The organism is Kribbella alba, from assembly GCF_039529635.1.
Taxonomy (GTDB): domain Bacteria; phylum Actinomycetota; class Actinomycetes; order Propionibacteriales; family Kribbellaceae; genus Kribbella; species Kribbella alba.
Map to the genome: position 1 here is coordinate 763258 of NZ_BAAANE010000007.1, position 22631 is coordinate 785888.

Genomic DNA, 22631 nt, shown 5'->3' on the forward strand with positions numbered 1-22631 from the left:
CGCCGTCTGTGTCCCTGCTGGACGAACTCCGGGTGATCCTTCGCCCCGCCGGGCCATGGATGCTCCGCCGTCTCGTACCTAGCGTTCGAGCCAGTCAGGGAGGTGTGCCATGAGCCAGCGACTGGTAGTGGTCGGCGGTGGTGCGGCCGGGATGTCCGCCGCCTCCGCAGCTCGGCGGGTCGATCCCGCGCTCGAGATCGTCGTGCTCGAGGCGGGCGGCTATTCGGCGTACGGCATGTGTGGGCTGCCCTACTTCCTCAGCGGCACCGTGGCCCGGGCCGACGCGCTGGTCGCCTACCCGCCGGCGTTCTTCCGTGAGAAGCGTCGGCTCGACCTGCGCCTGCAGACCCGGGCGACGCGGCTCGAGCCGGACAAGCACGTCATTCACTACCGCGAGGACGGCCGCGAGCACCGGCTCGGCTATCACCGGCTGATCGTGGCCGCAGGTGGGAGCCCGTCGCTACCGCCGATCCCGGGCATCGACAACGACCACGTGTTCACCGTGCGCACGCTGGAGGATGCGATCAGCCTGCGGAGCCTGCTCGACGCGGGACATGTCGGGCGCGCTCTGGTCATCGGTGCCGGTTACATCGGCCTGGAGATGGCGGAGGCGCTGGTCCAGCGTGGGGTGGTCGTCACCGTGGCGGAGGAGTTGCCGAGGGTGATGCCGAACCTCGACCCGCCGATCGCCGCGCTGGTCGAGGAGGAGGTACGCCGCCAGGGCGTGGACCTGCGCCTCGGCTCCCGCGTCGACGCGATCCGTAGTACCGACGACGGGCTCGACGCTTTGATCGACGGACAGGTCGTTCCGGTTGACGCCGTGGTGGTCGCAGCCGGAGTGCGGCCAGCTGCGAGTGTCGCCGCTGCCGCGGGGGCGATCACTGGACCGGGCGGTGCGCTGCTGGTGGACGACAGCATGCGCACCTCCCTCCCGGACGTTCTCGCTGCGGGGGACTGCATCGCGCCGTACCACCGGGTGCTCGGCCGGCCTGCGTTCGTGCCGCTGGGACCTGCGGCCAACAAGACCGGGCGGGTGGCCGGCACGGTTGCCGCGGGTGGCGAGGCCACGTTCCCCGGAGTCGTCGGAACCGCAGTCGTCAAGGTCTTCGATCTCGCTGTCGCCCGTACTGGGCTTACGCTCGCGGAGGCCGAGGCCGAAGGAATGCATGCGGTCGCTACCGATGCGCTCGGCCGGTCCCGCGCGAAGTACTACCCCGGCGCTGGGCCGGTGAGCGTGCGGCTGGTGCACGAGAGTGGTGGCCGGTTGCTCGGAGCTCAGCTCGTCGGCAGCGGAGAAGGTGTCGCCAAGCGAATCGATGTCGTCGCCGTTGCGTTGCAGGCCGGCTTCAGCATCGAGGACCTGCTCGCGCTCGACCTGTCCTACGCCCCGCCGTACGCGCCCGTCTACGAACCGATCTTGCTCGCCGCCCAAGCCGCGACCACGAGCGCGCGCGACGCCGCAGTACCGGCCTGAAATCATGGCAGCCGAGCAGTTGGGTTCGGTCGACGAGAGTCGCGTGGCGGTCGTCACCGGCGGCGCGTCAGGTATCGGCCAGGCGACCGTCGCGCGGCTCGTCGCGGACGGCTTCCGCGTTGCCGTCCTCGACGTCGGCGATACGACCGGGGAGGCCAAGCTCGCGCTCCGCGTCGACGTGACCGACGCGTACGCCGTCGAGCGGGCGTTCACGCAGATCGTGGACACCTTCGGCCGCATCGACGTACTGGTCAACAACGCCGGTATCACCGGGTCGGCTGCTGCCACGAACTGCCACCAGACGCCGGTCGAGGAGTGGGACCGGGTACAGGCCGTCAATGTCCGCGGGCCGTTCCTCTGCACCCGGGCAGCGTTGCCGACAATGCTTGCTCAAGGCAACGGGCACGTGATCACCGTGGCCTCGGTAGCCGGTCTGATCGCCTTCCCAGGCAGGGCGGCGTACACCACTTCCAAGGGCGCGGCGGTGATGTTCACCAAGTCTCTGGCGGTCGATTACGCCGCTGCGGGCATCCGGGCCAACGCCGTCTGTCCAGGCATGGTCGAGACGCCGATGACGAAGTGGCGGCTCGACCAGCCGGACCTCCGGGCCCAGGTCGAGTCGAAGATCCCGCTGGGCCGGGTGGCTCAGCCTGACGAGATCGCCGAGGCCATCGCGTTGCTCGCCTCCGATCGGCTGGTCTACCTGACCGGCCACACCCTCGTTCTCGACGGCGGCTGGACCGCTCTCTGACCAACTCGGACATGAACGGACGGACTGACATGACAGGAAGACTGGACGGCAGGGTGGCGCTGATCACCGGCGCCGGCTCGGGGATCGGGCGAGCGGCGGCGGAACTGTTCGCCGCCGAGGGCGCAGCGGTGGCGGTGGTCGACCTCGTCACTGAAGCCGCGGAGGAGACGGTCGGCAAGATCACAGCCGGCGGTGGCCGGGCGGTGGCGCTGGCCGCCAACGTCGCGGTGGCCGAGGAGGTGGAATCTGCGGTCGCGCGAGCCGTCGGCGAACTGGGCCGGCTCGACGTTGTCTACAACAACGCCGGGGTGAACAGTTCGGGTTCAGTCGCGGACGCGACCGAGGACGACTGGGATCGCTGCTTCGCGGTCAATGCCAAGGGCACTTTCTTGTGCTCACGTGCCGCAGTCCCGTACCTCGAGTCCGCCGGTGGCGGCGCGATCGTCAACCAGGGTTCGGTCGCCGGCTTGGTCGCCGTGCCCAACTTCGCGGCGTACTGCGCCGCCAAAGGGGCGGTCGTCGCGCTGACGCGCTCGATGGCGATCGACCTCGCGGCCCGCCGGATCCGGGTCAACGCCATCTGCCCGGGCACGGTGTTCACACCCCTGATGGAGCCGATGCTGCGTGCTCGCGGTGATGGCGACCTCGAGGCCGGCCTGGCCAAGACCGTGGTCAAGTATCCGATCGGCCGGCTCGGCACGCCGGAGGAGATCGCCCGGGTGGCGCTGTTCCTGGCCAGCGACGAGGCGTCCTTCATGACCGGCTCGATCGTGACCGCCGACGGCGGCATGACGGCGCAGTAGGAGAGTCCGATGACCTTTCACCTCGACCCCGACAAGCTCGTCGATCTTGACCGAGCCGCGGCAGTCGTGACCGACGGGGCGCTGGTCGCCCTGGGTGGCGGGTTGTCGGCGCGGCTGCCGATGGCCTTGGTCCGGGAGCTGATCCGGCAGGGCCGCCGAGGCCTGCATGTCGTCGGCTCCGCCCACGGCATCGACGTCGACCTGCTCGTCGCCACCGGTTCGGTCGCGATCTGCGAGGAGAGCTATGTCGGCTTCGAGCAGGACTTCGGGCTCGCACCGGCCTATCGGCGCGCGGCCCAGACCGGGACGATCGAGATCCGCGAGAGCTGTTGCGGCACCATCCTCACCCAACTGCGCGCGGCCGAGTTCGGCGTTCCGTTCCTGCCGGTACGCGGGGTGAAGGGTTCCGACATCCGGCGTCTCCACCCTGAGTACGGCGAGGTCACCTGCCCGTTCACCGGCGAGATCCTGGTTGTCGTACCGCCGCTGCGGCCGGACGTCGCGCTGATCCACGCGCCGCTCGGGGACCGTCGGGGCAATCTCCACCTGGACCAGCCGTACGTGCTCGACGAGCGTTTCGCCGCCGCGTCCCGCAATGTCATCGCGACCGTCGAGCGCATCGCGTCCACCTCAGAAGTGGCCGAGGCCGGTGTGACCATCCCGGGCCACCTCGTGACGGCGGTGGCCGAGGTCCCGTACGGGGCTCATCCCAGCTCGTGCTATCCGCACTATGCCTACGACCGGCCGCACCTGGCGCAGTACGTGCAAGCGGCCACCGCCGGCGAGGCCGACCTGACCGCGTACCTGGACCGCTACGTCACCGGTACGCCGACCGAGGAGGCCTATCGCAAGGTCATCGGTGAGGAGCGGCTGGCTGCCATCGGGAGCTGGTCCGCCTCGACGGAGGCGTGGAAGGAGCTGTTCCGATGACCTTCTCGATCGACGAGTGGTTCGTGGTGGCCCTCGCCCGGACGATCCGCGACCGCGAGGTCGTCTTCCACGGCTTCGGCAGTCCTTGCGCCCAGGTGGCGATGCACGTCGCCCGGCACACCTCCGCGCGGGACATGCTGCTGGTCGAGGGCGCCACCTATGCGGTCAACCCGGATCCGCCGTTCATCCCGCCGACCGGCAACGACCTCAGCCTGCAGCGCGAGGCGTCGTACCGGATGCGTTTCGAGGAGTTCTTCGACGCGGCGCTTCGTGGTGACGTCGACCGGATGTTCCTGTCCGGCGGGCAGATCGATGCCTACGGCAACACCAATGTGACGGCGATCGGTCCGCCCGGCCGGCCGAAGGTGAAGCTCGGCGGGGGTGGCGGCGGCTGCAACCTCGCGGCGACCATCGGGCACCTGACGCTCTGGACGACGCGGCATCGTTCGGGCCGCGCGCTCGTCGAGCACTGCGACTTCGTCACCGACATGGGTCACCGCACGTCCGAGGGGACTCGCGCCGAGCTGGGATTCACCGGCGGTGGTCCCGAGTGGCTCGTGACCGAGCTGGGTGTCTTCGACTATGACGAACAAGGGCAGGCCCGGCTCCGCCAGGTGTTCCCGGACGTCGGTGTCGAGCAGGTCATGGCGGCGACCGGCTTCGAGCTGCGAGTCGCCGCGGACTTGCGGGTCGTGCCGATGCCGAGTGCGGCCGAGATCGCCGCGCTCCGGGCGGTCGATCCCCTCGGGGTACGCCGCTCGGAGTTCGCGCCGGAGGAGCTGCGCCGTACCTTCACCCATGGTGAGAAGGCTGGATGCCTGTGCTGAAAGGCGATCTGTCCGCGGTGTTCGAGCCGCGGCGCGTCGCACTGGTCGGAGCGTCCGACCAGCCCGGCAAGACCGGCGAGCTCTTCTGGCGGAACCTGGCGAGCTTCCCCGGCGAGGTGGTTCCGGTCACGTCCTCGGCCGAGACCGTGGCGGGGCACAAGGCCTATCCGACCCTGCGGGACGTGGAGGGCGAGATCGACCTCGCGGTCGTCGTGGTGCCCGCCGCTGGTGTTCCGGCGGTCATCCGTGACGCGTCGGCCAAGGGTGTGTCCGCTGCGATCGTCATCAGTGGTGGCTTCGCCGAGGCCGGCCCGGGAGGCATCCGCCTCCACGACGAGCTGGTCGCAGCGGCACGCGCGGGCGGCGTACGGATCGTGGGCCCGAACTGCTTCGGAGTCCAGAACTGCGACCTTCCCCTCAACGCGTCGATGGCCGCCGGAACTCCGCGAGGCGGCGGCGGGATCAGTCTCGTCACCCAGTCGGGTGCGTACGGCATGGCCATCCACTCGCTCGGTCTCGACGAGCAGATCGGCTTCGCCAAGGTCTACGCGGCCGGGAACAAGGCGGACATCGGCGACGCCGAGTTGTTGCGCTACCTCGCCGACGACGGGGCCAGCCGAACGCTGTGCTTCTTCCTCGAGTCGCTTCCCGACGGTCGTGCCTTCTTCGAGGCGGCCTGTCGCGCGACTCCTCGTAAGCCGGTGATCGTCGCCATGACCGGCCGCTCGGTCGACGGGGTCCGCGCGGCGCGGTCGCACACCGCGGGGCTTGCAGGCAGCGAGCGGGTCTGGCGCGCGGCGTTCGAGCAGGCCGGGGTGATCCTGGTCCGGTCGGGCCTGGAGATGATGGACGTCGCGCGTGCGCTCGACAGCCAGCCGCCGCCCGTGGGCCGCAGGGTCGCGGTCATCACGAATTCGGGTGGCACCGGCGTCGAGCTGACCGATCTGCTCGCCGATGAGGGACTCGAAGTACCAGAGCTGTCGGTGAAGTTGCAGGACGAGCTGCGGCTGTTGTTGCCGCCGCTCGCCAGCCCTGGCAATCCGGTGGACCTCACGCCGGTGTGGAGCCGGTTCGCCGAGCTGTATCCGCTGTTGGTGGATCGGTTGGCTCGTTCCGGTGAGGTCGACGCCGTCGTGCCCGTTCTGCTCCAGCGCTCGGCGAGTGACGAGCGGGTCGCCATGGGGATCCGTGATGCTGTGGACCGCCTGCGTGCTGACGGCGTGCGGGTGCCTGTCTATGTGTGTTGGGTGGCGCCCAGGACCTCGCGGCCGAATGCCGACCTGCTCCAAGCAGGGGGCGTGCCTTGCTTCGAGTGGCCTGAACGCACCGCGCGGGCGCTCGGGCACGCTGCCCGGTACGGCGAGGCGCGGGCGCCTGCCAGTGCTGGTGCGGTCGGTCCGGCCGCGGGATCGGTAGCGGCTTCGGCTGGTTCGGCTTCGGCTGGGTCGGCTTTGGGGTCGGCTTCGGCTGGGTCGGCTTTGGCTGGCGTGCCCGGGCCTGCTTTGGCGCCGGGGTGGCTAGGCATCGACGCTGCTGCTGAAGTGTTGGCCGGGACGGGAATCCAGACGGTTGCCGGCCGAATCTGCGGAACCGCCGCGGACGCTGTGGTCGCCGCCGACGACCTGGGCTATCCCGTTGTGGTGAAGGCGGTTCACCCAACTCTCCTGCACAAGACCGAGGCGGGCGGGGTGCGCCTTGACCTCGGCGATCCGTCGGCGGTTCAGGCCGCTGCCGCCGAGTTGCTGATGCTCGCCTCCGGCGCCGCAGTCCTCGTACAGCCGCAGGTCCCCGGCACGGAGCTCATCGTCGGCGGCCTCCGTGATCCACAGTTCGGCCCGACAGTGCTGGTCGGCCTCGGCGGAATCTTCGTCGAGGCGCTCGACGACACCGCACTGGGCCTCGCCCCACTGAACCACGAAGCCGCGCGCGGTCTGGTCGGCAAACTGCGCGGCTATCCGGTGTTGGCCGGTGCTCGCGGTGCTGAACCGATCGACCTCGACGCAGTGGCCGCCGTGATCACCGCGGTCGGCGACCTGCTCGTCACGACGCCTGAGATCGCCGAGCTCGACCTCAACCCGGTGCTCGCCGCACCTGACGGCTGCGTCGCCGTGGATTGGCGGATCCTGGTCGAGAATCCGCCCGGCCAGGACCAGGAACGCCCCCAGGATTCGCCCCGTCACGCCGGAGAAACGCGACGCCGCCCGTCGTAGCGTTCGGGCTGAGGCGTCACCGACAAACAACCGGAGAGTCGGGCCTCCGGTGAAAGGGGCCAAAATGCTAGTCGGAACGCAGGACGTGCTGCTTCCCACCACGATGGTGGGCAACTACCCCAACCCCCGCTGGTACGACGGGCAGGCCTTCGCGGTCTTCCCCAAGGGTGAGTTCATCTTCGACGCGATCAGCCGCGAGGCCTTCGAGGACGCGGTCGGCGCGATCGTGCACGACCAGGAGGCCGCCGGGATCGACGTGATCAGTGACGGCAAGGTGTACGGCGGCGACTCGCCGTACGGCCAGATCCTCTACCACTATGTCGAGCGCATGACCGGTTACAAGCTCTCTGGTCCACCGATCGGGCTGCCCATCTACTCCACGCTCTTCGCCCCGACCTGCGTCGGCGAGGTGCGCCGGGAGCACCCGTTCCACCTGGCCAATCTGCGAGCGGTGCGGAAGGCGACGAAGAAGCCGGTGAAGATCTCCTACACCGGCATCCAGGTGCTCGCCGCCGCGACGAACAACCAGTACTACAAGGAGACCAAGGAACTCGCGCTGGCGATCGCCAAGTCGTTCAACGAGGACTTCAAGGAGCTTGCCGACAACGGGTGCGACATCATCCAGGTGGACGAGTTCGTCTGGCCGTACGGGATGGGCGACTGGGAGGTCGAGGTACTCAACACCGCGATGGAGGGTGCCGACTGCCAGTTCTGGGTGCACACCTGCTGGGGCAACTACTCGGGCACGCCGGGGTACTTCCCCGATGACGAGGAGCGCGAGTTCGGCGCCTGGGTGCTGGACCACCGGCCGACCACGGCCTCGGCGCCGGAACGGGCGCACGCGATCTTCCCGAAGGTGCTCGACGCCAACATCGACGCGTTGAACTACGAGGTGGGCCGGACCGGCCCGGACGACCTCAAGCCGCTGGTCGACCACGAGTGGTCCAAGGCCTTCGTGGCCGGCGTGGTGGACGTCAAGAGCACCGTGACCGAGACCGCCGACGAGGTGGCCGACCGGATCCGTTCGGTGCTGGAGTTCGTTCCCGCCGAGAGGCTGGGGCTGTCGACGGACTGCGGGCTGATCAACCTGCCCAGGATGATCGCAGCGGGCAAGCTGCGCGCATTGGCAGACGGCGCCGCCATCGTCCGCGAGGAACTTGCCGCCGACAACAAGTAACGAGCTACCACTGCGGTGGCGAGCGGGTTTACCTACCCCCGGGCCCGCTCCCGCGCCAGCCCTCCGACCGATCGGGAGTCGGCCGGGGGGCTAGCGCGTCTCGGTCAACTTCGGCAGACCCTGCGCACCGGTCTCAGTTCAGGTCGAGGCCCGGGTAGAGCGGGTGCTTGTCGAGCAGTTCGGCGGAGGCGGCACGGACCTTGTCGGCCACGCCGTCGGCGAGCACGTACTTCGCCTTCGACGGAGCACCGGCCGAGGTGGTCGTCGGCGTGACGCTGGACAGCACGTCGACCATCAGGTCCGCGACCCGGTCGAACTCGTCCAGGCCGAACCCGCGGGTGGTCAGCGCCGGCGTACCGATCCGGACACCGGAGGTGTACCAGGCGCCGTTCGGGTCGCGGGGGATCGCGTTCCGGTTCGTCACGATGCCCGCGTCGAGCAGCGCGGACTCGGCCTGCCGGCCGGTGATCCCGTACGACGAGACGTCCAGCAGCACGAGGTGGTTGTCCGTGCCGTCCGTGACGAGCTTGACGCCACGCTTCATCAGGCCCTCCGCCAGGCCCACCGCGTTGTCCGCGACAGCCTGCGCGTACGTCTGGAACGAAGGCTGACGCGCCTCGGCGAGAGCGACGGCCTTCGCGGCCATCACCTGGCCCAGCGGACCACCGAGCACCATCGGGCAACCGCGGTCGACGGCGTCGGCGTACTCCGGCTGGCACAGCACCATGCCGCCACGGGGGCCGCGCAAGGACTTGTGCGTGGTGGTCGTGGTCACGTGCGCGAACGGGACCGGGTCGAAGTCGCCGGTGAAAACCTTGCCGGCGACGAGCCCGGCGAAGTGCGCCATGTCGACCATCAGGGTGGCGCCGACCTCGTCCGCGATCTCGCGCATCTTGGCGAAGTCCACCCTGCGCGGATACGCCGAGTAGCCGGCGATCAGGATCAGCGGCTTGAACTCACGGGCCGTCGCGGCGACCTTGTCGTAGTCCAGCAGACCGGTCTCCGGGTCGGTCCCGTAGGAGCTCTGGTTGAACATCTTGCCGGAGATGTTCGGCCGGAATCCGTGCGTCAGGTGGCCGCCGGCGTCGAGCGACATGCCGAGCATCTTCTGGTCGCCGAGCGCCCTGCGGAGCTTGGCCCAGTCCTCGTCGGACAGGTCGTTGACGTGCTTCGCGCCCACCTCGGCCAGTGCGGGGGACTCGATCCGCTGGGCCAGGATCGCCCAGAACGCGACCAGGTTGGCGTCGATCCCGGAGTGCGGCTGGACATAGGCGTGCGGAGCGCCGAAGAGCGCTCTCGCGTGATCCGCCGCGGCCTGCTCGACGGTGTCGACGTTCTGGCAGCCGGCGTAGAAGCGGTGCCCGATGGTGCCCTCGGCGTACTTGTCGGACAGCCAGTTGCCCATCGTCAGCAGCGTCGCCGGGGAGGCGTAGTTCTCGCTCGCGATCAGCTTCAGCGAGGACCGCTGGTCGGCCAGTTCGGCCTTGATCGCACCGGCGACGGTGGGCTCGACCGCCCCGATCACCTCAAGTGCGTTGCGGTACGCGGCCGATGCGGCGGCAGCATCGAAGGGTTGAGTCATCTTCGTCTCTCCTGAGGTTGCACTCGGTCGCGGCACCCAGGCGCACGGTGCCGGCGTCTTCTCGCTCCCCGGTGGTCGTTCCCACCTCAGCGCCAGTCGCGACGCCGTAACCCTAGCGCGTACGGCGGCCGCCGCACTCAGTTGCGTCCGAACAACCGCGGGACAGTTGCGTCCGAACAACCGCGGGACAGTTGCGTCCGAACAACCGCGGGGCAGGACCCTCACTTCTTCGGACGCAAGCGGCTAGAGGATGCGGTCGACGATGGTGGTGAAGGGGGTGGTGCGGGGGAGGGTGCCGAAGACGCCGCCCCAGTCGCCGGCCAGCCTGGAGGCGACGAAGGCGTCGGCGACCTCCGGGGTGGAGTAGCGGATCAGCAGCGACGCCTGCAGGCAGACGGCCATCCGGGCCGCCAGGCGTCGCGCGCCCGCCTCAGCCTCAGAAATGTCGGAGAGCGCTTCCAGTACGTCGGTCACGGCCGCGTCCAAGCGGTGATCCGCACCCCGGGCAGACCCGACCTCCAGCAGCCAGGCCTCGAGCGACTCCGGCCGCCGGAGCGCTCGGAGTACGTCGAGAGCGTTGACCGTGCCGGAACCTTCCCAGATCGAGTTGAGCGGGGACTCGCGGAACAGCAGGGGCAGCCCGGACTCCTCGACATACCCGTTCCCGCCCAGGCACTCGAGCGCCTCGGCCACCATCATCGAGGTCCGCTTGCACACCCAGAACTTCGCCAGCGGCAACGCGATCCGCCGGAAAGCCGCGGCCTGCTCGTCGCCAGCAAGGGAGGCGTCCACAGCTGCGGCCAGCCGCATCGAGAGAGCGGTTGCTGCTTCGCTCTCGAGCGCGAGATCGGCGAGCACGTTCTGCATCGCCGGCTTGTCCCGCAGCAACCCACCGAAGGCGCTGCGGTGCGACGTGTGCCAGGTCGCCTCGACCAGCGCCCGGCGCATCAGCGCGGCCGAGCCGAGCACGCAGTCCAGGCGGGTGGCCGCCACCATCTCGATGATCGTGCGGACACCGGCCCCTTCGTCGCCGAGGCGGTAGCCGATCGTGCCGTGGAACTCCACCTCGCTGGACGCGTTCGACCGGTTCCCGAGCTTGTCCTTCAACCGCTGCAGGGCAAACGTATTCCGGTTGCCGTCGGCAAGAACTCGCGGGACCACGAAGCAGCTCAGCCCCTCGGGCGCTTGCGCGAGGACGAGGAACACATCCACCTGTGGAGCCGAGCAGAACCACTTGTGCCCGTTCAGCAGGTACTCGTCGGCGGACCCTGACGGAGTCGCGGTCGTCAGGTTGGCCCGAACGTCGGAACCACCCTGCTTCTCGGTCATCCCCATGCCCGCCAGCACCCCCGCCTTGTCGGCCGACCTCAGCCGGCGAGCGTCGTACGACGTGGCGGCGAGGCCGGGGATCCACTCGGCGGCGAGTTCGGGGGAGGCCTTGAGCGCTGGGACCGCGGCGTAGGTCATCGAGATGGGGCAGCCGTGGCCGGGCTCGACCTGCGACCAGAGGTAGAAGCCGGCAGCGCGGGTGAGGTGCGGTGACGGGCTGTCGCTGGTCCAGGGCGCGGCCTGGAGGCCGAAGCCGACGGCCTTGTCCATCAGCCAGTGCCAGGACGGGTGGAACTCGACCTCGTCGATGCGGTTGCCGTAGCGGTCATGCGTGCGCAGCACCGGCGGGTTCTGGTTTGCCGGGAGAGCATGAGAGAGCGCTTCCTGCGATCCCGCGAGTTCTCCGATCGCGACCAGTCCCGGATCCCCGCCGAGGTCGGCGTACGGACGCAGAGCGTCACCGAGTGCCGCGTCCCTGGTGAAGAAGTTCACCCCCTGACATGGGGCAGCCTGATTCGTTACCGCAAAAGGGTCCGCCATGTCAGTACGGTAAGCGGTATGGCACGCTCTGGGTCCGAGACCTCCGTCTCATTCGACTGGGCCCGACGACTCCCCGGGACGACCTGGAAGCTGATCACCCAGACCGTCGGCGTCTGCCTGCGCTACCGCGTCACCGGGCTTGCGGCGGAGGCGGCCTTCTTCGCCATCCTGTCGCTGCCGCCACTGATCTTCGGGCTGGCCGGCAGCATCGGCTTCATCGCCGACCAGTTCTTCGCGGTCGAGACGATCGACAACATCAAGTCGCAGATCGCCGAGCTGGCCGGCCGCGCGTTGACCGCGCAGTCGGTCAGCGACGTGATCGTGCCGACGATCGACAAAGTGCTCGACGGCGGCCGTCCGGACGTCATCTCGATCGGTTTCCTGCTGGCGCTGTGGTCCGGCAGCCGCGCGCTGAATGTCTTCGTCGACACCATCACGATCATGTACGGGATGGGCGGTAAGCGCGGCATCGTCCGCACCCGGGCGCTGTCGTTCAGCCTGTACTGCGGTGCCCTCGTCATCGGCGTCATCGTGCTGCCACTGGTGCTGGCCGGGCCGAACGCGGTCGACGCGCTGCTGCCGCAGCGGGTCGACTTCCTGAACCAGCTGTACTGGCCGGTCGTGACGATCCTGTCGGCGGGCTTCCTGAACACCCTGTACCACCTGTCGGTCCCGGTCCGGACGCCGTGGGTGTCGGATCTGCCCGGGTCGTTCCTCGCGCTGTCGATCTGGATCCTCGGGAGCTTCGTGCTGCGCTGGATCCTGCAGAGCACGGTCGGCGGGACGTCGATCTACGGGCCGCTGGCGGCGCCGATCGCCGTGCTGATGTGGCTTTACATGTCGGCGATCGCGGTGCTGATCGGGGCGGCACTGAACGCGGTGGTGGACCGGTTGTGGCCGAACAAGACCCCCCAGGACCAAGCCGCGGAGCACGAGCCGGTGATGAAGGCCGAATCCGAGGTTCATCACGAGGAGGCCGTCGCGCCGACCGAGCGGCGCCCTGAGGTGAACATCGCCCGCGCCGTCGAAGCCCTTGGTGGATCTGCAGAAGAGAAAGAGCCTGGCGCAGCACCCGCGGGGGAGCCCGTTCCGGTGGTGGCCGAAGCGACCGTCGTAGAGGTGACCGCGGTGGAGGTGACCGCGGTGGAAGCGACGGCGGCGGATGCGGCGGTTGCGGAAGCGGCGGGTGCGGGAGCGGCCGGGGAGCCGGAAGCGGCGGTTACGGGAGCGGCGGGTGCGGGAGCGGCCAGGGAGGCGGAAGCGGCGCGTGCGGAAGCGGCCGGGGAGCCGAAAGCGGCGGGTGCGGAAGCAGCCGGGCAGCCGGAAGCGGACGGAAAGGCGGGGACGGCCGGCGAGCGGAAGCCCCCCACGGATCGGAAGCCGGCGCCGGTCGGAAAACCCGGTGCGCGGGCTGAGCGCGACGACATACGCTGAGGACATCGCGACAGTCCGTCAGCCCGACGGCAGACAGAGAAGGGAGATGACGACCCACATGAGCTTCGATCAGGCCTTCCGGGCCGCAGCCTCCCGCACCGTCCGTCCGCTGAGCTGATCTCGCGGCCGGACCTCTTGAAAGGTTCGTCGCACGATGTCAGCAGAACTCCGGGCCCTGGGTCTCGACAGCACCACGGCCGACTACCTGAACTCAGTTCCCGGTTCCGCCGAGCTCGTGCGGGGCCGCGTAGTACGGGTCGACAAAGGCCTGTCCACCGTGCTCACCGAGGACGGTCCGGTCCGTGCGACCTGGTCCGGCGGCGTGCTCGCGGCCATTGCCGTCGAGCCGCAAGCGACCCCTTGCACAGGGGACTGGGTCGCGCTGCGGCACTGGCCGGACGACCGCATCACCGTCGAAGCCCTCGCTCCACGCCGTACTGCGATAGTGCGGGCCGAGGCCAGCGGTACGTCCAGGGGCCAGGTGCTCGCCGCGAACGTCGACGTGATCGCGATCGTGGTCGGGCTCGAGCCGGAGCCGAACATCGGCCGCATCGAGCGCTTCCTCGCTCTGGCGTGGGAGAGCGGCGCGCGGCCGGTCGTAGTACTGACCAAGGCTGATCTGGTGATAGACGCGGACTCCGTGGCTGAGGACGTGGCGACCGCAGCACCCGGTGCCGACGTACTGGTGTGCAGTGCGACGACAGGAGAAGGCCTGGAAGCTGTCCGAGCTCTCCTGGACGACAACGCCACCATGGCTCTCCTAGGCGTCAGTGGCGCCGGCAAGTCGTCCCTGGTGAACGCACTGGCCGGTGTGGAGCTTCTAGACGTGCAGGCAATCCGCGAGGACGGCAAGGGCCGGCACACGTCTGTACGGCGTGAGCTGATCCTGCTGCCCGGGGGTGGCGTCGTCATTGATACGCCCGGGCTGCGGGGAATCGGGCTGCAGGAGTCCGGCGAGGGCCTAGCGGCGGCATTCCCCGACGTCACGGCTCTGGCCGAGCAGTGCAGGTTCACGGACTGCGCGCACGTGACCGAACCCGGCTGCGCAGTACAGGCGGCTCTGGAGGACGGCAGCCTGCCAGTGCGCCGCTACGAGAGCTGGAAGAAGCTGCAGCGCGAGGCAGCATTCATGGCGCGGCGTACTGACCTGCGGTTGCGGGCCGAAGCCAAGAAGGCGTGGGCCCGCCAGACCAAGGACTACCGCCGCGACTCCAAGCCCCGCCGATAGGCCCCGCGTCGGCCATGACGCCGGATGAAAGACTCGGCGGCATGAGCCGTGCAGTGCTGGTGACCGGAGCATCACGAGGAATCGGCGCGGCCGTGGCGAGGGCGTTCGCGGCTGCCGGTGATCGAGTCGCCGTGCATTACGGCTCATCGCTGGAGTCGGCCGAGGCCGTGCTGAAGGAGTTGCCGGGGGAGGGGCACGTCCTGGCGCACGCCGACCTCGCGGACCCGGCGGAGATCCAGCAGATGGTCGAGGGAGTCGCCTCAGGTCTGGGCAGCATCGACGTACTGGTGAACAACGCCGGCATCTACGAGCCGCATCCGATCCGGAAGTCGTCGTACGAAGAGTGGCAGCGTGCGTGGTCCGGCACGCTCGGGGTGAATCTGATCGGCGCCGCCAACGTCACGTGGTGCGCGGTGCGGCATATGGGCCGCGGCGGGCGGATCGTCAACGTATCGTCCCGCGGCGCGTTTCGGGGGGAACCGAACCAGCCCGCGTACGGCGCGAGCAAGGCGGCGCTGGTGTCGTTCGGTCAGTCACTCGCCCGGGCACTCGGTCCGGAGGGGATCGCCGTGACCACCATCGCGCCCGGCTGGACGACCACCGACATGGCAGCCGAGGCGCTCACCGGCGACGGGTATGACCGCCGGCGACTCGAGAGTCCGCTCGAGCGCGTGGCCTCACCGGACGAGGTCGCCGCCGCGGTCCTCTACCTGGCGTCACCCGAGGCCGAATTCGCCACCGGCACCGTGCTCGACTTCAACGGCGGCTCTCACCTGCGCATGTGAGGTCCGACGGCGCCCCGCAGTACGGGAAAAGCCTTGGAAACAAGGTGTCTCAGGTTGTTGCGGTCACGTCCTATGTTCTTGATCATGTCGCCGCCCGCGCAGTACGGGAGTAACGCCGAGAGGGCTCCTGGATTCCAGGAGCCCTCTGTTCGTGTGGACGATACTGGGATCGAACCAGTGACCTCTTCCGTGTCAGGGAAGCGCGCTACCGCTGCGCCAATCGTCCAAGTTGGTGTATCGAGGTGGAGACGGGATTCGAACCCGTGTACACGGCTTTGCAGGCCGTTGCCTCGCCTCTCGGCCACTCCACCAGAGAGTCCCAGACCGAAAGTCTCAGCCCACCGACCTGTTCCGAGCGAACGACCGGGTTCGAACCGGCGACCTCAACCTTGGCAAGGTTGCGCTCTACCAACTGAGCTACGTTCGCATCTCGCCTGAGCTTGTTCTGCTCGGTGCGAGAGCAGAACAGTAGCGCACTTTCCGCGCACTTCGAAACTGGGTATGCGGCTTGTCGCCAGACTCGGCGTGCAGGCGGGAGGATGCCCCTTTTGTCACACCAGCCCCACTAGGCCTCGAGCGCGGTGACCTCCACCTCGCGCAGGTATTCGGCGTCCGCCAGCAGTTGGATCGCGGTGATCCGGCCGTCGGTGACGGTGAACGCGAACACGACCTGCGGCTCGCCACGATGCGCCCAGACCAGGCCCGCGAGCCCATCGACCAGAGCGAGCTTCGCGGCCTTCGCGCGGCCGGAGAACGTCTCGGCGACCGCCGCGGCGCCGCGCACCATCGCGACGGCACCACCCATGGCGACAACGGTGTCGTCGGCGCGCAGAACCACGCCCGGATCGAGCATTTCCAGCAACGCCTCGAAGTCGCCGCCCCGCGACGCCGCCAGGAACGCGCCGACGATCTCGCGCTGCCGGGTCGAATCGGTGTCGGGAACCTCCGGCGCCCCCTGGACCCGCCGCCGCGCCCGACTCGCCAGCTGCCGCGCGGCCGCGGGGGAGCGGCCGACGATCGGGGCGATGTCGTCGAACGGCACCGCGAACATGTCATGCAGGACGAACGCCAGCCGCTCAGCCGGCGTCAGAGTCTCCAGTACTACGAGCAACGCGAGCCCGACGGAATCCGCCTGCACGGCTTCCAGCTCCGGATCCGGTACGTCGTGGTCGGTCAGCGCGGGTGAGTGTTCCCCGACCGCCTGTTCGGGTCGTCCGCGGCGCAGGCGCAGCATGTCCAGGCAGATCCGCCCGACTACGGTGGTCAGCCAGCCGCCGAGGTTGTCGATCGAGCCGGTGTCCGAGCGGCTGAGCCGGATCCAGGATTCCTGGACGGCGTCCTCGGCCTCCTGCTGAGACCCGAGCATCCGGTATGCCACGGCCCGCAGATGGTGTCGGTTCTCCTCGAAACGCGCCGCAAGCCAGTTGTCTTCCTGCATCGGGCCACTCTTTCATCCGGAGACGTCACACCTTCTGTCCGGTGTTCGCCATGGTGGTGACGTAGTGGAACCCGCGAATGTGACACTGCTAGACCCCGGACAGAGGAGACGAGCGTGACCGACCCCGCCCCACGGCCCCTGGAAACCCGCAAGCAGGACACCCTGCGCCGCCTCCAGGAAGACGTCGACGCCTGGGTCTCCACCGCCTCCCCGGACGGCACGCCGTACCTGATGCCGCTGTCCTTCCTCTGGGACGGCGAAACGCTTCTCCTGTCAACGGCCCACAAGAACCCCACGAGCCTCAACCTCCGGGCCAACAGCCCGATCCACCTGGCAATCGGCCAAACCCGCGACGTAGTCCTTATCACCGGCACCACCGAAACCCTCAACCCCGAAGACCTCTCCCAGCAGACCGGCGACGCCTTCGCAGAAAAGGCCGGTTTCGACCCCCGCACCCTGAAGAGCCCCTACCTCTACTTCCGAGTGACCCCCCACCGCGTCCAAGCCTGGCGCGAGGTCAACGAGCTAGCCGCCAGAACAATCATGGAACACGGCGAATGGCTGGCCTGACCAGGCGACGCCAACCAATGGGGGCCAGTCGACAGGCGACGCCAACCACAGGGGCCAGCCGACACGCGACGCCAACCACAGGGGCCAGCCGACAGACGACGCCAACCACAGACAAGGGGGTGTGGGTGGCGAAGCCCCCACTCCGCGACGGCGAAGCCGGCGCACAAATGACGAAGGCGACGTGTGTCCGCGCACTCCGCGGACACACGTCGCCTATCGCCTTCGTGGACGATACTGGGATCGAACCAGTGACCTCTTCCGTGTCAGGGAAGCGCGCTACCGCTGCGCCAATCGTCCAAGATCTTCAAGGGTGTATCGAGGTGGAGACGGGATTCGAACCCGTGTACACGGCTTTGCAGGCCGTTGCCTCGCCTCTCGGCCACTCCACCCGGTGAGAAAGCTGGCCTGCCGAACCCTCTCCGAGCGGACGACCGGGTTCGAACCGGCGACCTCAACCTTGGCAAGGTTGCGCTCTACCAACTGAGCTACGTCCGCGTTGCGACCGGGTTTTGTTCCCCTCGGCGCGAGAAGAACACTAGCCCATCTCCGCCTGAGTTCAAAAACCGGGGGGTCGCCTGTCGGCGCACCGGGCGTCACCACATCGTCACGCAAGGCCTGCGGATTAAGGTGTCCCGGTTGGAAGGAGCAGGAATGATCATCTGGCTGAACGGCACGCTGCACGAGGATCCGGCGACAGCCGGCATCTCGCCGTTGGACCATGGACTGACCACTGGCGACGGCGTTTTCGAGACGGTGAAGATCGTCGCTGGGCAACCGTTCGCTGTCACCAAGCACCTCGAGCGACTGGTGGGGTCGGCGACGGGACTCGGCCTGCCCGCGCCGGACGTCGCCAAGGTCGAAGAGGCGATCGCGGCGGTGGTGAAGGCGGACCCGGAGATCCCGTTCGGCCGGCTGCGCATCACCTACACCGGCGGGGTGTCGCCGCTGTCCTCCGATCGCGGTACTGCCGGGCCGACCTTGATCGTCGCGTCGCACGCGATCGAGCACCCGGCGCCGAGTTCGGCGATCGTCACGGTCCCGTGGGTCCGGAATGAGCGCAGCGCAACCTCCGGCCTCAAGACCACCTCGTACGCCGAGAACGTCCGCGCGCTCGCCTACGCCAAAGCGCGGGGCGGGAGCGAGGCGATCTTCGCGAACACCGTCGGCGATCTTTGCGAGGGAACCGGCTCGAACATCTTCTGCGTCTTCGACGGCGAGCTGGTCACGCCGACGCTCGAGTCGGGCGCGTTGGCCGGAGTCACCCGCGGCCTGGTGATCGCCTGGTTCGGCGCGGTCGAGCGGGACGTACCGCTGGGCCGCCTGGCCGAGGCGGATGAGATCTTCCTCACGTCGACGACTCGCGACGTCCAGGCGGTTCACCGGGTCGACGAACGCGACCTCGGCGTACCGGGGGAGGTGACCGCGGCGGTCGCCAAGGTCTTCGCCGAGCGCTCCGCCGAGGACATCGACCCTTAGCAACACAGCGTCAGCAACACACCGTCAGAAGAGCAACACAGCGTCCGAAGAACCGCGGGGCGGGCCCTACGGTCCTTCGGACGCAAGGATCACCGGGATCACTCGCCGGCGGACTTGCGGCGTTCGCGGTAGGCGGCGACGTGGAGACGGTTGCCGCAGGTGCGCGCATCGCAGTACCGCTTGGAGCGGTTGCGGGACAGGTCGATCAGGGCGTCGTCGCAGTCCGGTGCCTCGCAGCGGCGCAGGCGCTCGCGTTCGCCGGCCGAGATCACCTGGGCTAGCGCGATCCCGCACTCGACCGTGATCCGGCAGGTCAGCGAGGAGCCGTCCCGCGAGTAGTGGATGTGCCACGGATGACCGTCGTGGTTGGTCAGCCGCGGCGTGGTGGTGCCGCTGGCGACGATCGCGTTGATCATCGCGGCGGCTTCGGCGTCGGACCCGGTGGTGAAGACGGGGGAGAAGAGCGGCCGGAGCTCGCGGACCTCCTCGAGGTCGGTCTCGCTCAGATTCCCGACCGCGCTGAACTCCCGCTCGTGGACGAACTTCTCCAGATCCTCGAGCGTCTCCATGGTGTCGACCTGGCTACTCGGTCCGGGCAGGGTGTTGACGAGCCGGACCAGCGTGCCGAGCGCGTGCTCGGTGTCGTGCGAGAAAGTCACAGTCATGTCTCCAACGCGACGGGGTGTCCGCCTTGCAGACAGAGTAGCCCGGCCGGTTTCGTACGTCGCGGACCAATGCGCTATGGTTTCACCCGCACCGAAGGAAACAGCAACACACAGAGCAACACAGCACGAACTCCGGGCGATTGGCGCAGTGGTAGCGCGCTTCGTTCACACCGAAGAGGTCACTGGTTCGAACCCAGTATCGCCCACCCGGAAAAACAGCAGGTCAGAGCGGGAACCCGGCACCAGCCGAGTCCCCGCTCTCGTCGTTTCAGCCCTCGTCAGGCAGCGAAAGGCAGCAAGAGCCCCTAGAACCCGCTCTTGGGAGCCTCCCTGGACGTGGGTGTAGATCGCCAGGTTCGATCGCCCTCACTCGCGCAGACCAGAGAAGCGGTGAGAGCTGTCCGGGCAGGTCAGGCCGTGTGCGATCGCGAACGCCGCGGGTAGGCGCGACCCGCGGATTCGTTCCGCTTCAACGTCTAGCCCCTGGTCGGGCAGACGCGCGTCGTAGGGGTGTCGGTTCTGTCCAAGACCCCGCGGACACATGCGATATAACGTACGCGGGCCGAGCACGTCGACGGCCGCACGCCGTCGGACCGGAAGGAGAACCGCAGGATGCGCGACCTCATCTACACCGCCTTCATGTCGCTCGACGGCGTCGTGGACTCCCCGGGCGGTGGACCAGGGGAGGAACACCGCAGTGGTGGTTGGGTGGTGAAGGACATCGAGTTCCTGCCCGAGGCGTTCGCGCTCAAGGGTGAGGAACTCGCCGAGACCACGGCATTGATGTTCGGCAGGCGCAGCTACGAGGCCTTCGCCCCGACATGGCGCGATTCGCAGGACCACGCGGCGTACAAGGACCTGCCGAAGTACGTGGTCTCCTCGACGATCTCCGAGGACGCTCTCGTCGAGGGCTGGGGCCAGACCACGATCCTGCGCTCCACCACCGACGTCTCGAAGGTTAAGGAGGGCGAGGATGGGGCGATCTTCATCCACGGCAGCGCCGAGCTGGCCCGCAGGCTGTCGGACGCGAGACTGATCGACCGCTACAACTTGCTGGTCTTCCCAGTGCTGCTCGGTGCGGGCAAGAGCCTGTTCAGCGACGCCGACCGCGACAGGCAGATGTTGCGGCTGCGCGAGTCGCAGGGCTACCCGAACGGCGTCGTGAAGTTGCTCTACGACGTGGTCGGCTGAGGAAGGTCCAGCGCAAGGGCGCCGCCGCTGCCTTCGTGCAACTGGGAGGCCGTACGCCCGATGTAGCGGCGGAGCGCTCGCGCCAGATGTGGCTGGTCGAAGTAGCCCAGCGAGGCGACCACGTCGGTGGCCGTTTTCCCTGCGGCCAGCAGGTAGGCCGCCTCGCGTGCCCGCTCTATCTGGCGCACGGCACCCTGGGTGAGCCCGGTCGCCGCTCGGAACCTCCGCTCAAGAGTACGATCCGAAACATCGGGACGGCCGCCCCGCAACACGTCGCCGACGATCGGGTCGCGAACGATCGCGCCGTCTCTGACGAGGTGCTCGACCAGGGCTTCAGCGTCGTCCGGTACCGGCTTCTCCCAGCGTGACCCGGCGAGCTGGAAAGACCTCCGCGTCGTGTCGGGAAGCTCCACTCCGCCGTCGATGAGCGACGAGGTCGGCAGACCTCGCAGCGATGTGCCGATTGCGAACTCGATGCCTACGAAGCTCGCCCCCTCTGGAACCGGCGCGCTGCCGGTCGCGGTTTCGGGACCAGTCACCCCCGCGTGAGGCCGCCCGTCGTACTGCCAGAAGACCAGCCCGCATCGGGTTGCCGCCACCGATGTCATCTCGCTGACCTGGTCGCTGGTGCACGTCCACACGACATCGACCCACGGCGAGTCCGACCGGCGTGTGGTGAACCGCAGTCCCATGCGCCCATTCTCCAGGCCTCGCCCACGACGTCTCAGTAGTAGCGGCGAAGTTCGGGCCAGAGGGTGGACCACGGCTTGGCCGGGCCGGTGCAGAGGGTCAGCAGGGTGCCTTGTTCCTCGTTGTCGACGCCCTTGCCGTTGTCCACCTTGCCGGCCGGCGTGCAGGTGCCGAAGCGGGATTCGTAGTACGGCGTGGGCTCTTGTTCGATCAGGAGGACCGGGCCGGTTTGGGTGTCGCGGGGCGTGGCGAAGTCGGCGAAGCTCATGTGGCCGGAGTACGGCGTGGGGAGGCCGTGGGCGGGGCCGAACTTGGCGATGGCGCCTGCTTGGCCGTAGTTGACGGCGAAGATGGTTGCTCGGTCGCGCTGTTCGGCGGGGATCTGCTGCCACGCGTTGGCGGCGGCTGAGGTCAGCTGGGGCCAGCCGATCTGCTCGCCTTGCTCGGCGTTGATGGGGATGACGAAGTTGACGGCCGACGCGGGGAGCACTGGCAGGGTGAAGATCGCGGACGTCACCGCGGTGAGAACCGCCCCGGTCACGAGGAGGTTCCGACGTACCGACCGCTGTCCCTGGGCGAGCCAGTCGAGTGTCGGCTGACAACCTGCCGCTGTGAGAACTAGGAGCAGGGGCAGGGCGTAGTACGACTTGCCGCCGACGGCCAGTACTACGACGCAAAGCAGCGGATACGCCAGGGCGACGGCGCGCGACCAGCGGAGGGCCGGGGAACGCCACATGCGGAGGAAGCCGGTCACCCAGATCGGCACCAGGAAAGGTGACAGCTGCAGGATCTGCAGGGGGATGAACATGATCCGGTTCTCGGTGCCATCGTCCTCGCTGATCCCGCCGGCCACCGTTAGCTGGGGCCAGTCGTGGGAGATCTGCCACCACAGGTTCGGCGCCGCGACCAGTCCCGCGGCGACCACGCCGGCCAGGAGCCACCAGCTTCGCAGTACGTCGCGAGGTCCGACGATCAGCAAGGCGATCAGCAGCGCCGCGAGGGGCAGAACCACCAGGTACTTGTTCTCCAAGGCGATTCCCGTGGCAAGGCCGAGGGCGATCCACCATCGGCCGTCGCCGGTGCGGAGCAGCCTGAGCGCGAGCAGGGCGATGACCATCCAGGCGAGGAGGTCGTACGTCGCGGTCGAGGCGAGGTGGCCGACGCCGAGCAGAAAGCCGGAGATCGCGGCGCACCCAGCGGCCATGATCTGCGCCCGGCGATCGCCGCCGAACTCCCTGGCGATCAAGGCGACGACAACCACCGTGAGGGCGGCGGCGATGGTGGAGACCACGCGCAGGCCCATCGGCGTGCTGCCGAAGACGGCGGTCGAGATGCGAGTGAGCAGGGGCGTGAGAGGCGGCTGGTCTGTGTAGCCCCAGGCCAGGTGTTTGCCCGCAACGAGGAAGTAGAGCTCGTCGCGATGAAACCCGTAGCGGCCCGACAGGGCTGTGAGTACTGCGGCCACCACTGCTGCGATGGCGGCAACCGGACCCGTAGCGAACGCTGGGATCGACGAGCGACTGGCGGTCAT

The 22631-nt window shown here is 68.5% G+C and carries 19 protein-coding genes, 7 tRNA genes and 1 riboswitch; of the genes, 14 read left to right on the forward strand and 12 right to left on the reverse strand.

The window, feature by feature from the left end:
* The first annotated feature begins 109 nt into the window (after positions 1-109).
* From ABD210_RS21480 to ABD210_RS21510, 7 genes are all read left to right on the forward strand, one after another.
* Positions 110-1474 carry an FAD-dependent oxidoreductase gene (locus ABD210_RS21480; protein WP_344113666.1) on the forward strand — a complete coding sequence of 455 codons (1365 nt, stop codon included), beginning with the start codon at positions 110-112 and terminating at the stop codon, positions 1472-1474.
* Between the two features lie 4 nt (positions 1475-1478).
* Positions 1479-2225, forward strand: a complete 747-nt coding sequence (locus ABD210_RS21485; protein ID WP_344113667.1) for an SDR family NAD(P)-dependent oxidoreductase — start codon at positions 1479-1481, stop codon at positions 2223-2225.
* A gap of 29 nt (positions 2226-2254) precedes the next feature.
* On the forward strand, positions 2255-3028 hold the full coding sequence (locus ABD210_RS21490; protein ID WP_344113670.1) for an SDR family NAD(P)-dependent oxidoreductase: 774 nt from the start codon (positions 2255-2257) through the stop codon (positions 3026-3028).
* Between the two features lie 9 nt (positions 3029-3037).
* Positions 3038-3958 (forward strand): CoA transferase subunit A, encoded by a 921-nt coding sequence (locus tag ABD210_RS21495; RefSeq protein WP_344113671.1) that lies wholly within the window; start codon positions 3038-3040, stop codon positions 3956-3958.
* Positions 3955-4785, forward strand: a complete 831-nt coding sequence (locus tag ABD210_RS21500; protein ID WP_344113672.1) for a CoA-transferase subunit beta — start codon at positions 3955-3957, stop codon at positions 4783-4785. The genes ABD210_RS21495 and ABD210_RS21500 overlap by 4 nt, the downstream gene beginning before the upstream one ends.
* Positions 4773-6995, forward strand: a complete 2223-nt coding sequence (locus ABD210_RS21505; protein ID WP_344113674.1) for an acetate--CoA ligase family protein — start codon at positions 4773-4775, stop codon at positions 6993-6995. The genes ABD210_RS21500 and ABD210_RS21505 overlap by 13 nt, the downstream gene beginning before the upstream one ends.
* 64 nt (positions 6996-7059) lie before the next feature.
* Positions 7060-8172 carry a cobalamin-independent methionine synthase II family protein gene (locus ABD210_RS21510; protein ID WP_344113675.1) on the forward strand — a complete coding sequence of 371 codons (1113 nt, stop codon included), beginning with the start codon at positions 7060-7062 and terminating at the stop codon, positions 8170-8172.
* Between the two features lie 133 nt (positions 8173-8305).
* On the opposite strand, the gene ABD210_RS21515 is transcribed toward ABD210_RS21510, so the two are convergent.
* Both ABD210_RS21515 and ABD210_RS21520 read right to left on the reverse strand, forming a co-directional pair.
* Positions 8306-9754, reverse strand: coding sequence for a glycine hydroxymethyltransferase (locus ABD210_RS21515; RefSeq protein WP_344113677.1), 1449 nt, complete (start codon positions 9752-9754; stop codon positions 8306-8308).
* A 27-nt stretch (positions 9755-9781) separates the two neighbouring features.
* A riboswitch (ZMP/ZTP riboswitch) is annotated at positions 9782-9864 on the reverse strand.
* 133 nt (positions 9865-9997) lie between these two features.
* Positions 9998-11623: an acyl-CoA dehydrogenase family protein gene (locus ABD210_RS21520; protein WP_344113679.1), complete on the reverse strand. Its 1626-nt coding sequence runs from the start codon at positions 11621-11623 to the stop codon at positions 9998-10000.
* 18 nt (positions 11624-11641) lie between these two features.
* On the opposite strand from ABD210_RS21520, the gene ABD210_RS21525 reads away from it, so the two are divergent.
* The 3 genes from ABD210_RS21525 to ABD210_RS21535 all read left to right on the forward strand — a co-directional run bounded on the left by ABD210_RS21525 (position 11642) and on the right by ABD210_RS21535 (position 15070).
* Positions 11642-13057 (forward strand): YihY/virulence factor BrkB family protein, encoded by a 1416-nt coding sequence (locus tag ABD210_RS21525; protein ID WP_344113680.1) that lies wholly within the window; start codon positions 11642-11644, stop codon positions 13055-13057.
* A 154-nt stretch (positions 13058-13211) separates the two neighbouring features.
* Positions 13212-14285 carry a ribosome small subunit-dependent GTPase A gene (rsgA, locus tag ABD210_RS21530; RefSeq protein WP_344113682.1) on the forward strand — a complete coding sequence of 358 codons (1074 nt, stop codon included), beginning with the start codon at positions 13212-13214 and terminating at the stop codon, positions 14283-14285.
* 41 nt (positions 14286-14326) lie between these two features.
* Positions 14327-15070, forward strand: a complete 744-nt coding sequence (locus tag ABD210_RS21535; RefSeq protein WP_344113683.1) for an SDR family NAD(P)-dependent oxidoreductase — start codon at positions 14327-14329, stop codon at positions 15068-15070.
* Between the two features lie 154 nt (positions 15071-15224).
* On the opposite strand, the gene ABD210_RS21540 is transcribed toward ABD210_RS21535, so the two are convergent.
* From ABD210_RS21540 to ABD210_RS21555, 4 genes are all read right to left on the reverse strand, one after another.
* Positions 15225-15296 (reverse strand) — tRNA-Val (locus ABD210_RS21540).
* Positions 15297-15310: 14 nt separating this feature from the next.
* A tRNA-Cys gene (locus tag ABD210_RS21545) sits at positions 15311-15381 on the reverse strand.
* A 43-nt stretch (positions 15382-15424) separates the two neighbouring features.
* A tRNA-Gly gene (locus ABD210_RS21550) sits at positions 15425-15497 on the reverse strand.
* Positions 15498-15635: 138 nt separating this feature from the next.
* The gene (locus ABD210_RS21555) at positions 15636-16508 is read right to left on the reverse strand and encodes a sigma-70 family RNA polymerase sigma factor (protein ID WP_344113685.1); all 873 of its coding nucleotides are present in this window, start codon (positions 16506-16508) and stop codon (positions 15636-15638) included.
* Positions 16509-16622: 114 nt separating this feature from the next.
* Here ABD210_RS21555 and ABD210_RS21560 point away from each other — a divergent pair, with 114 nt between their 5' ends.
* Positions 16623-17078: a pyridoxamine 5'-phosphate oxidase family protein gene (locus ABD210_RS21560; protein WP_344113686.1), complete on the forward strand. Its 456-nt coding sequence runs from the start codon at positions 16623-16625 to the stop codon at positions 17076-17078.
* A 225-nt stretch (positions 17079-17303) separates the two neighbouring features.
* Here the strand turns inward: ABD210_RS21560 and ABD210_RS21565 are convergent.
* The 3 genes from ABD210_RS21565 to ABD210_RS21575 all read right to left on the reverse strand — a co-directional run bounded on the left by ABD210_RS21565 (position 17304) and on the right by ABD210_RS21575 (position 17573).
* Positions 17304-17375 (reverse strand) — tRNA-Val (locus tag ABD210_RS21565).
* A 21-nt stretch (positions 17376-17396) separates the two neighbouring features.
* Positions 17397-17467 (reverse strand) — tRNA-Cys (locus ABD210_RS21570).
* Between the two features lie 33 nt (positions 17468-17500).
* Positions 17501-17573, reverse strand: a tRNA-Gly gene (locus ABD210_RS21575).
* Between the two features lie 156 nt (positions 17574-17729).
* Here ABD210_RS21575 and ABD210_RS21580 point away from each other — a divergent pair.
* A complete protein-coding gene (locus tag ABD210_RS21580) occupies positions 17730-18554 on the forward strand; it encodes an aminotransferase class IV (protein ID WP_344113687.1) in 825 nt (274 codons plus the stop codon).
* Between the two features lie 98 nt (positions 18555-18652).
* On the opposite strand, the gene ABD210_RS21585 is transcribed toward ABD210_RS21580, so the two are convergent.
* Positions 18653-19219, reverse strand: a complete 567-nt coding sequence (locus ABD210_RS21585) for a CGNR zinc finger domain-containing protein (protein ID WP_344113688.1) — start codon at positions 19217-19219, stop codon at positions 18653-18655.
* A gap of 134 nt (positions 19220-19353) precedes the next feature.
* Here ABD210_RS21585 and ABD210_RS21590 point away from each other — a divergent pair.
* Positions 19354-19425, forward strand: a tRNA-Val gene (locus ABD210_RS21590).
* A gap of 406 nt (positions 19426-19831) precedes the next feature.
* A complete protein-coding gene (locus ABD210_RS21595; protein ID WP_344113690.1) occupies positions 19832-20410 on the forward strand; it encodes a dihydrofolate reductase family protein in 579 nt (192 codons plus the stop codon).
* Here the strand turns inward: ABD210_RS21595 and ABD210_RS21600 are convergent.
* Both ABD210_RS21600 and ABD210_RS21605 read right to left on the reverse strand, forming a co-directional pair.
* A complete protein-coding gene (locus ABD210_RS21600) occupies positions 20392-21102 on the reverse strand; it encodes a helix-turn-helix domain-containing protein (protein ID WP_344113691.1) in 711 nt (236 codons plus the stop codon). The genes ABD210_RS21595 and ABD210_RS21600 overlap by 19 nt on opposite strands.
* A 32-nt stretch (positions 21103-21134) precedes the next feature.
* Complete coding sequence (locus ABD210_RS21605; protein ID WP_344113692.1) at positions 21135-22631, reverse strand: ArnT family glycosyltransferase; 1497 nt, start codon at positions 22629-22631, stop codon at positions 21135-21137.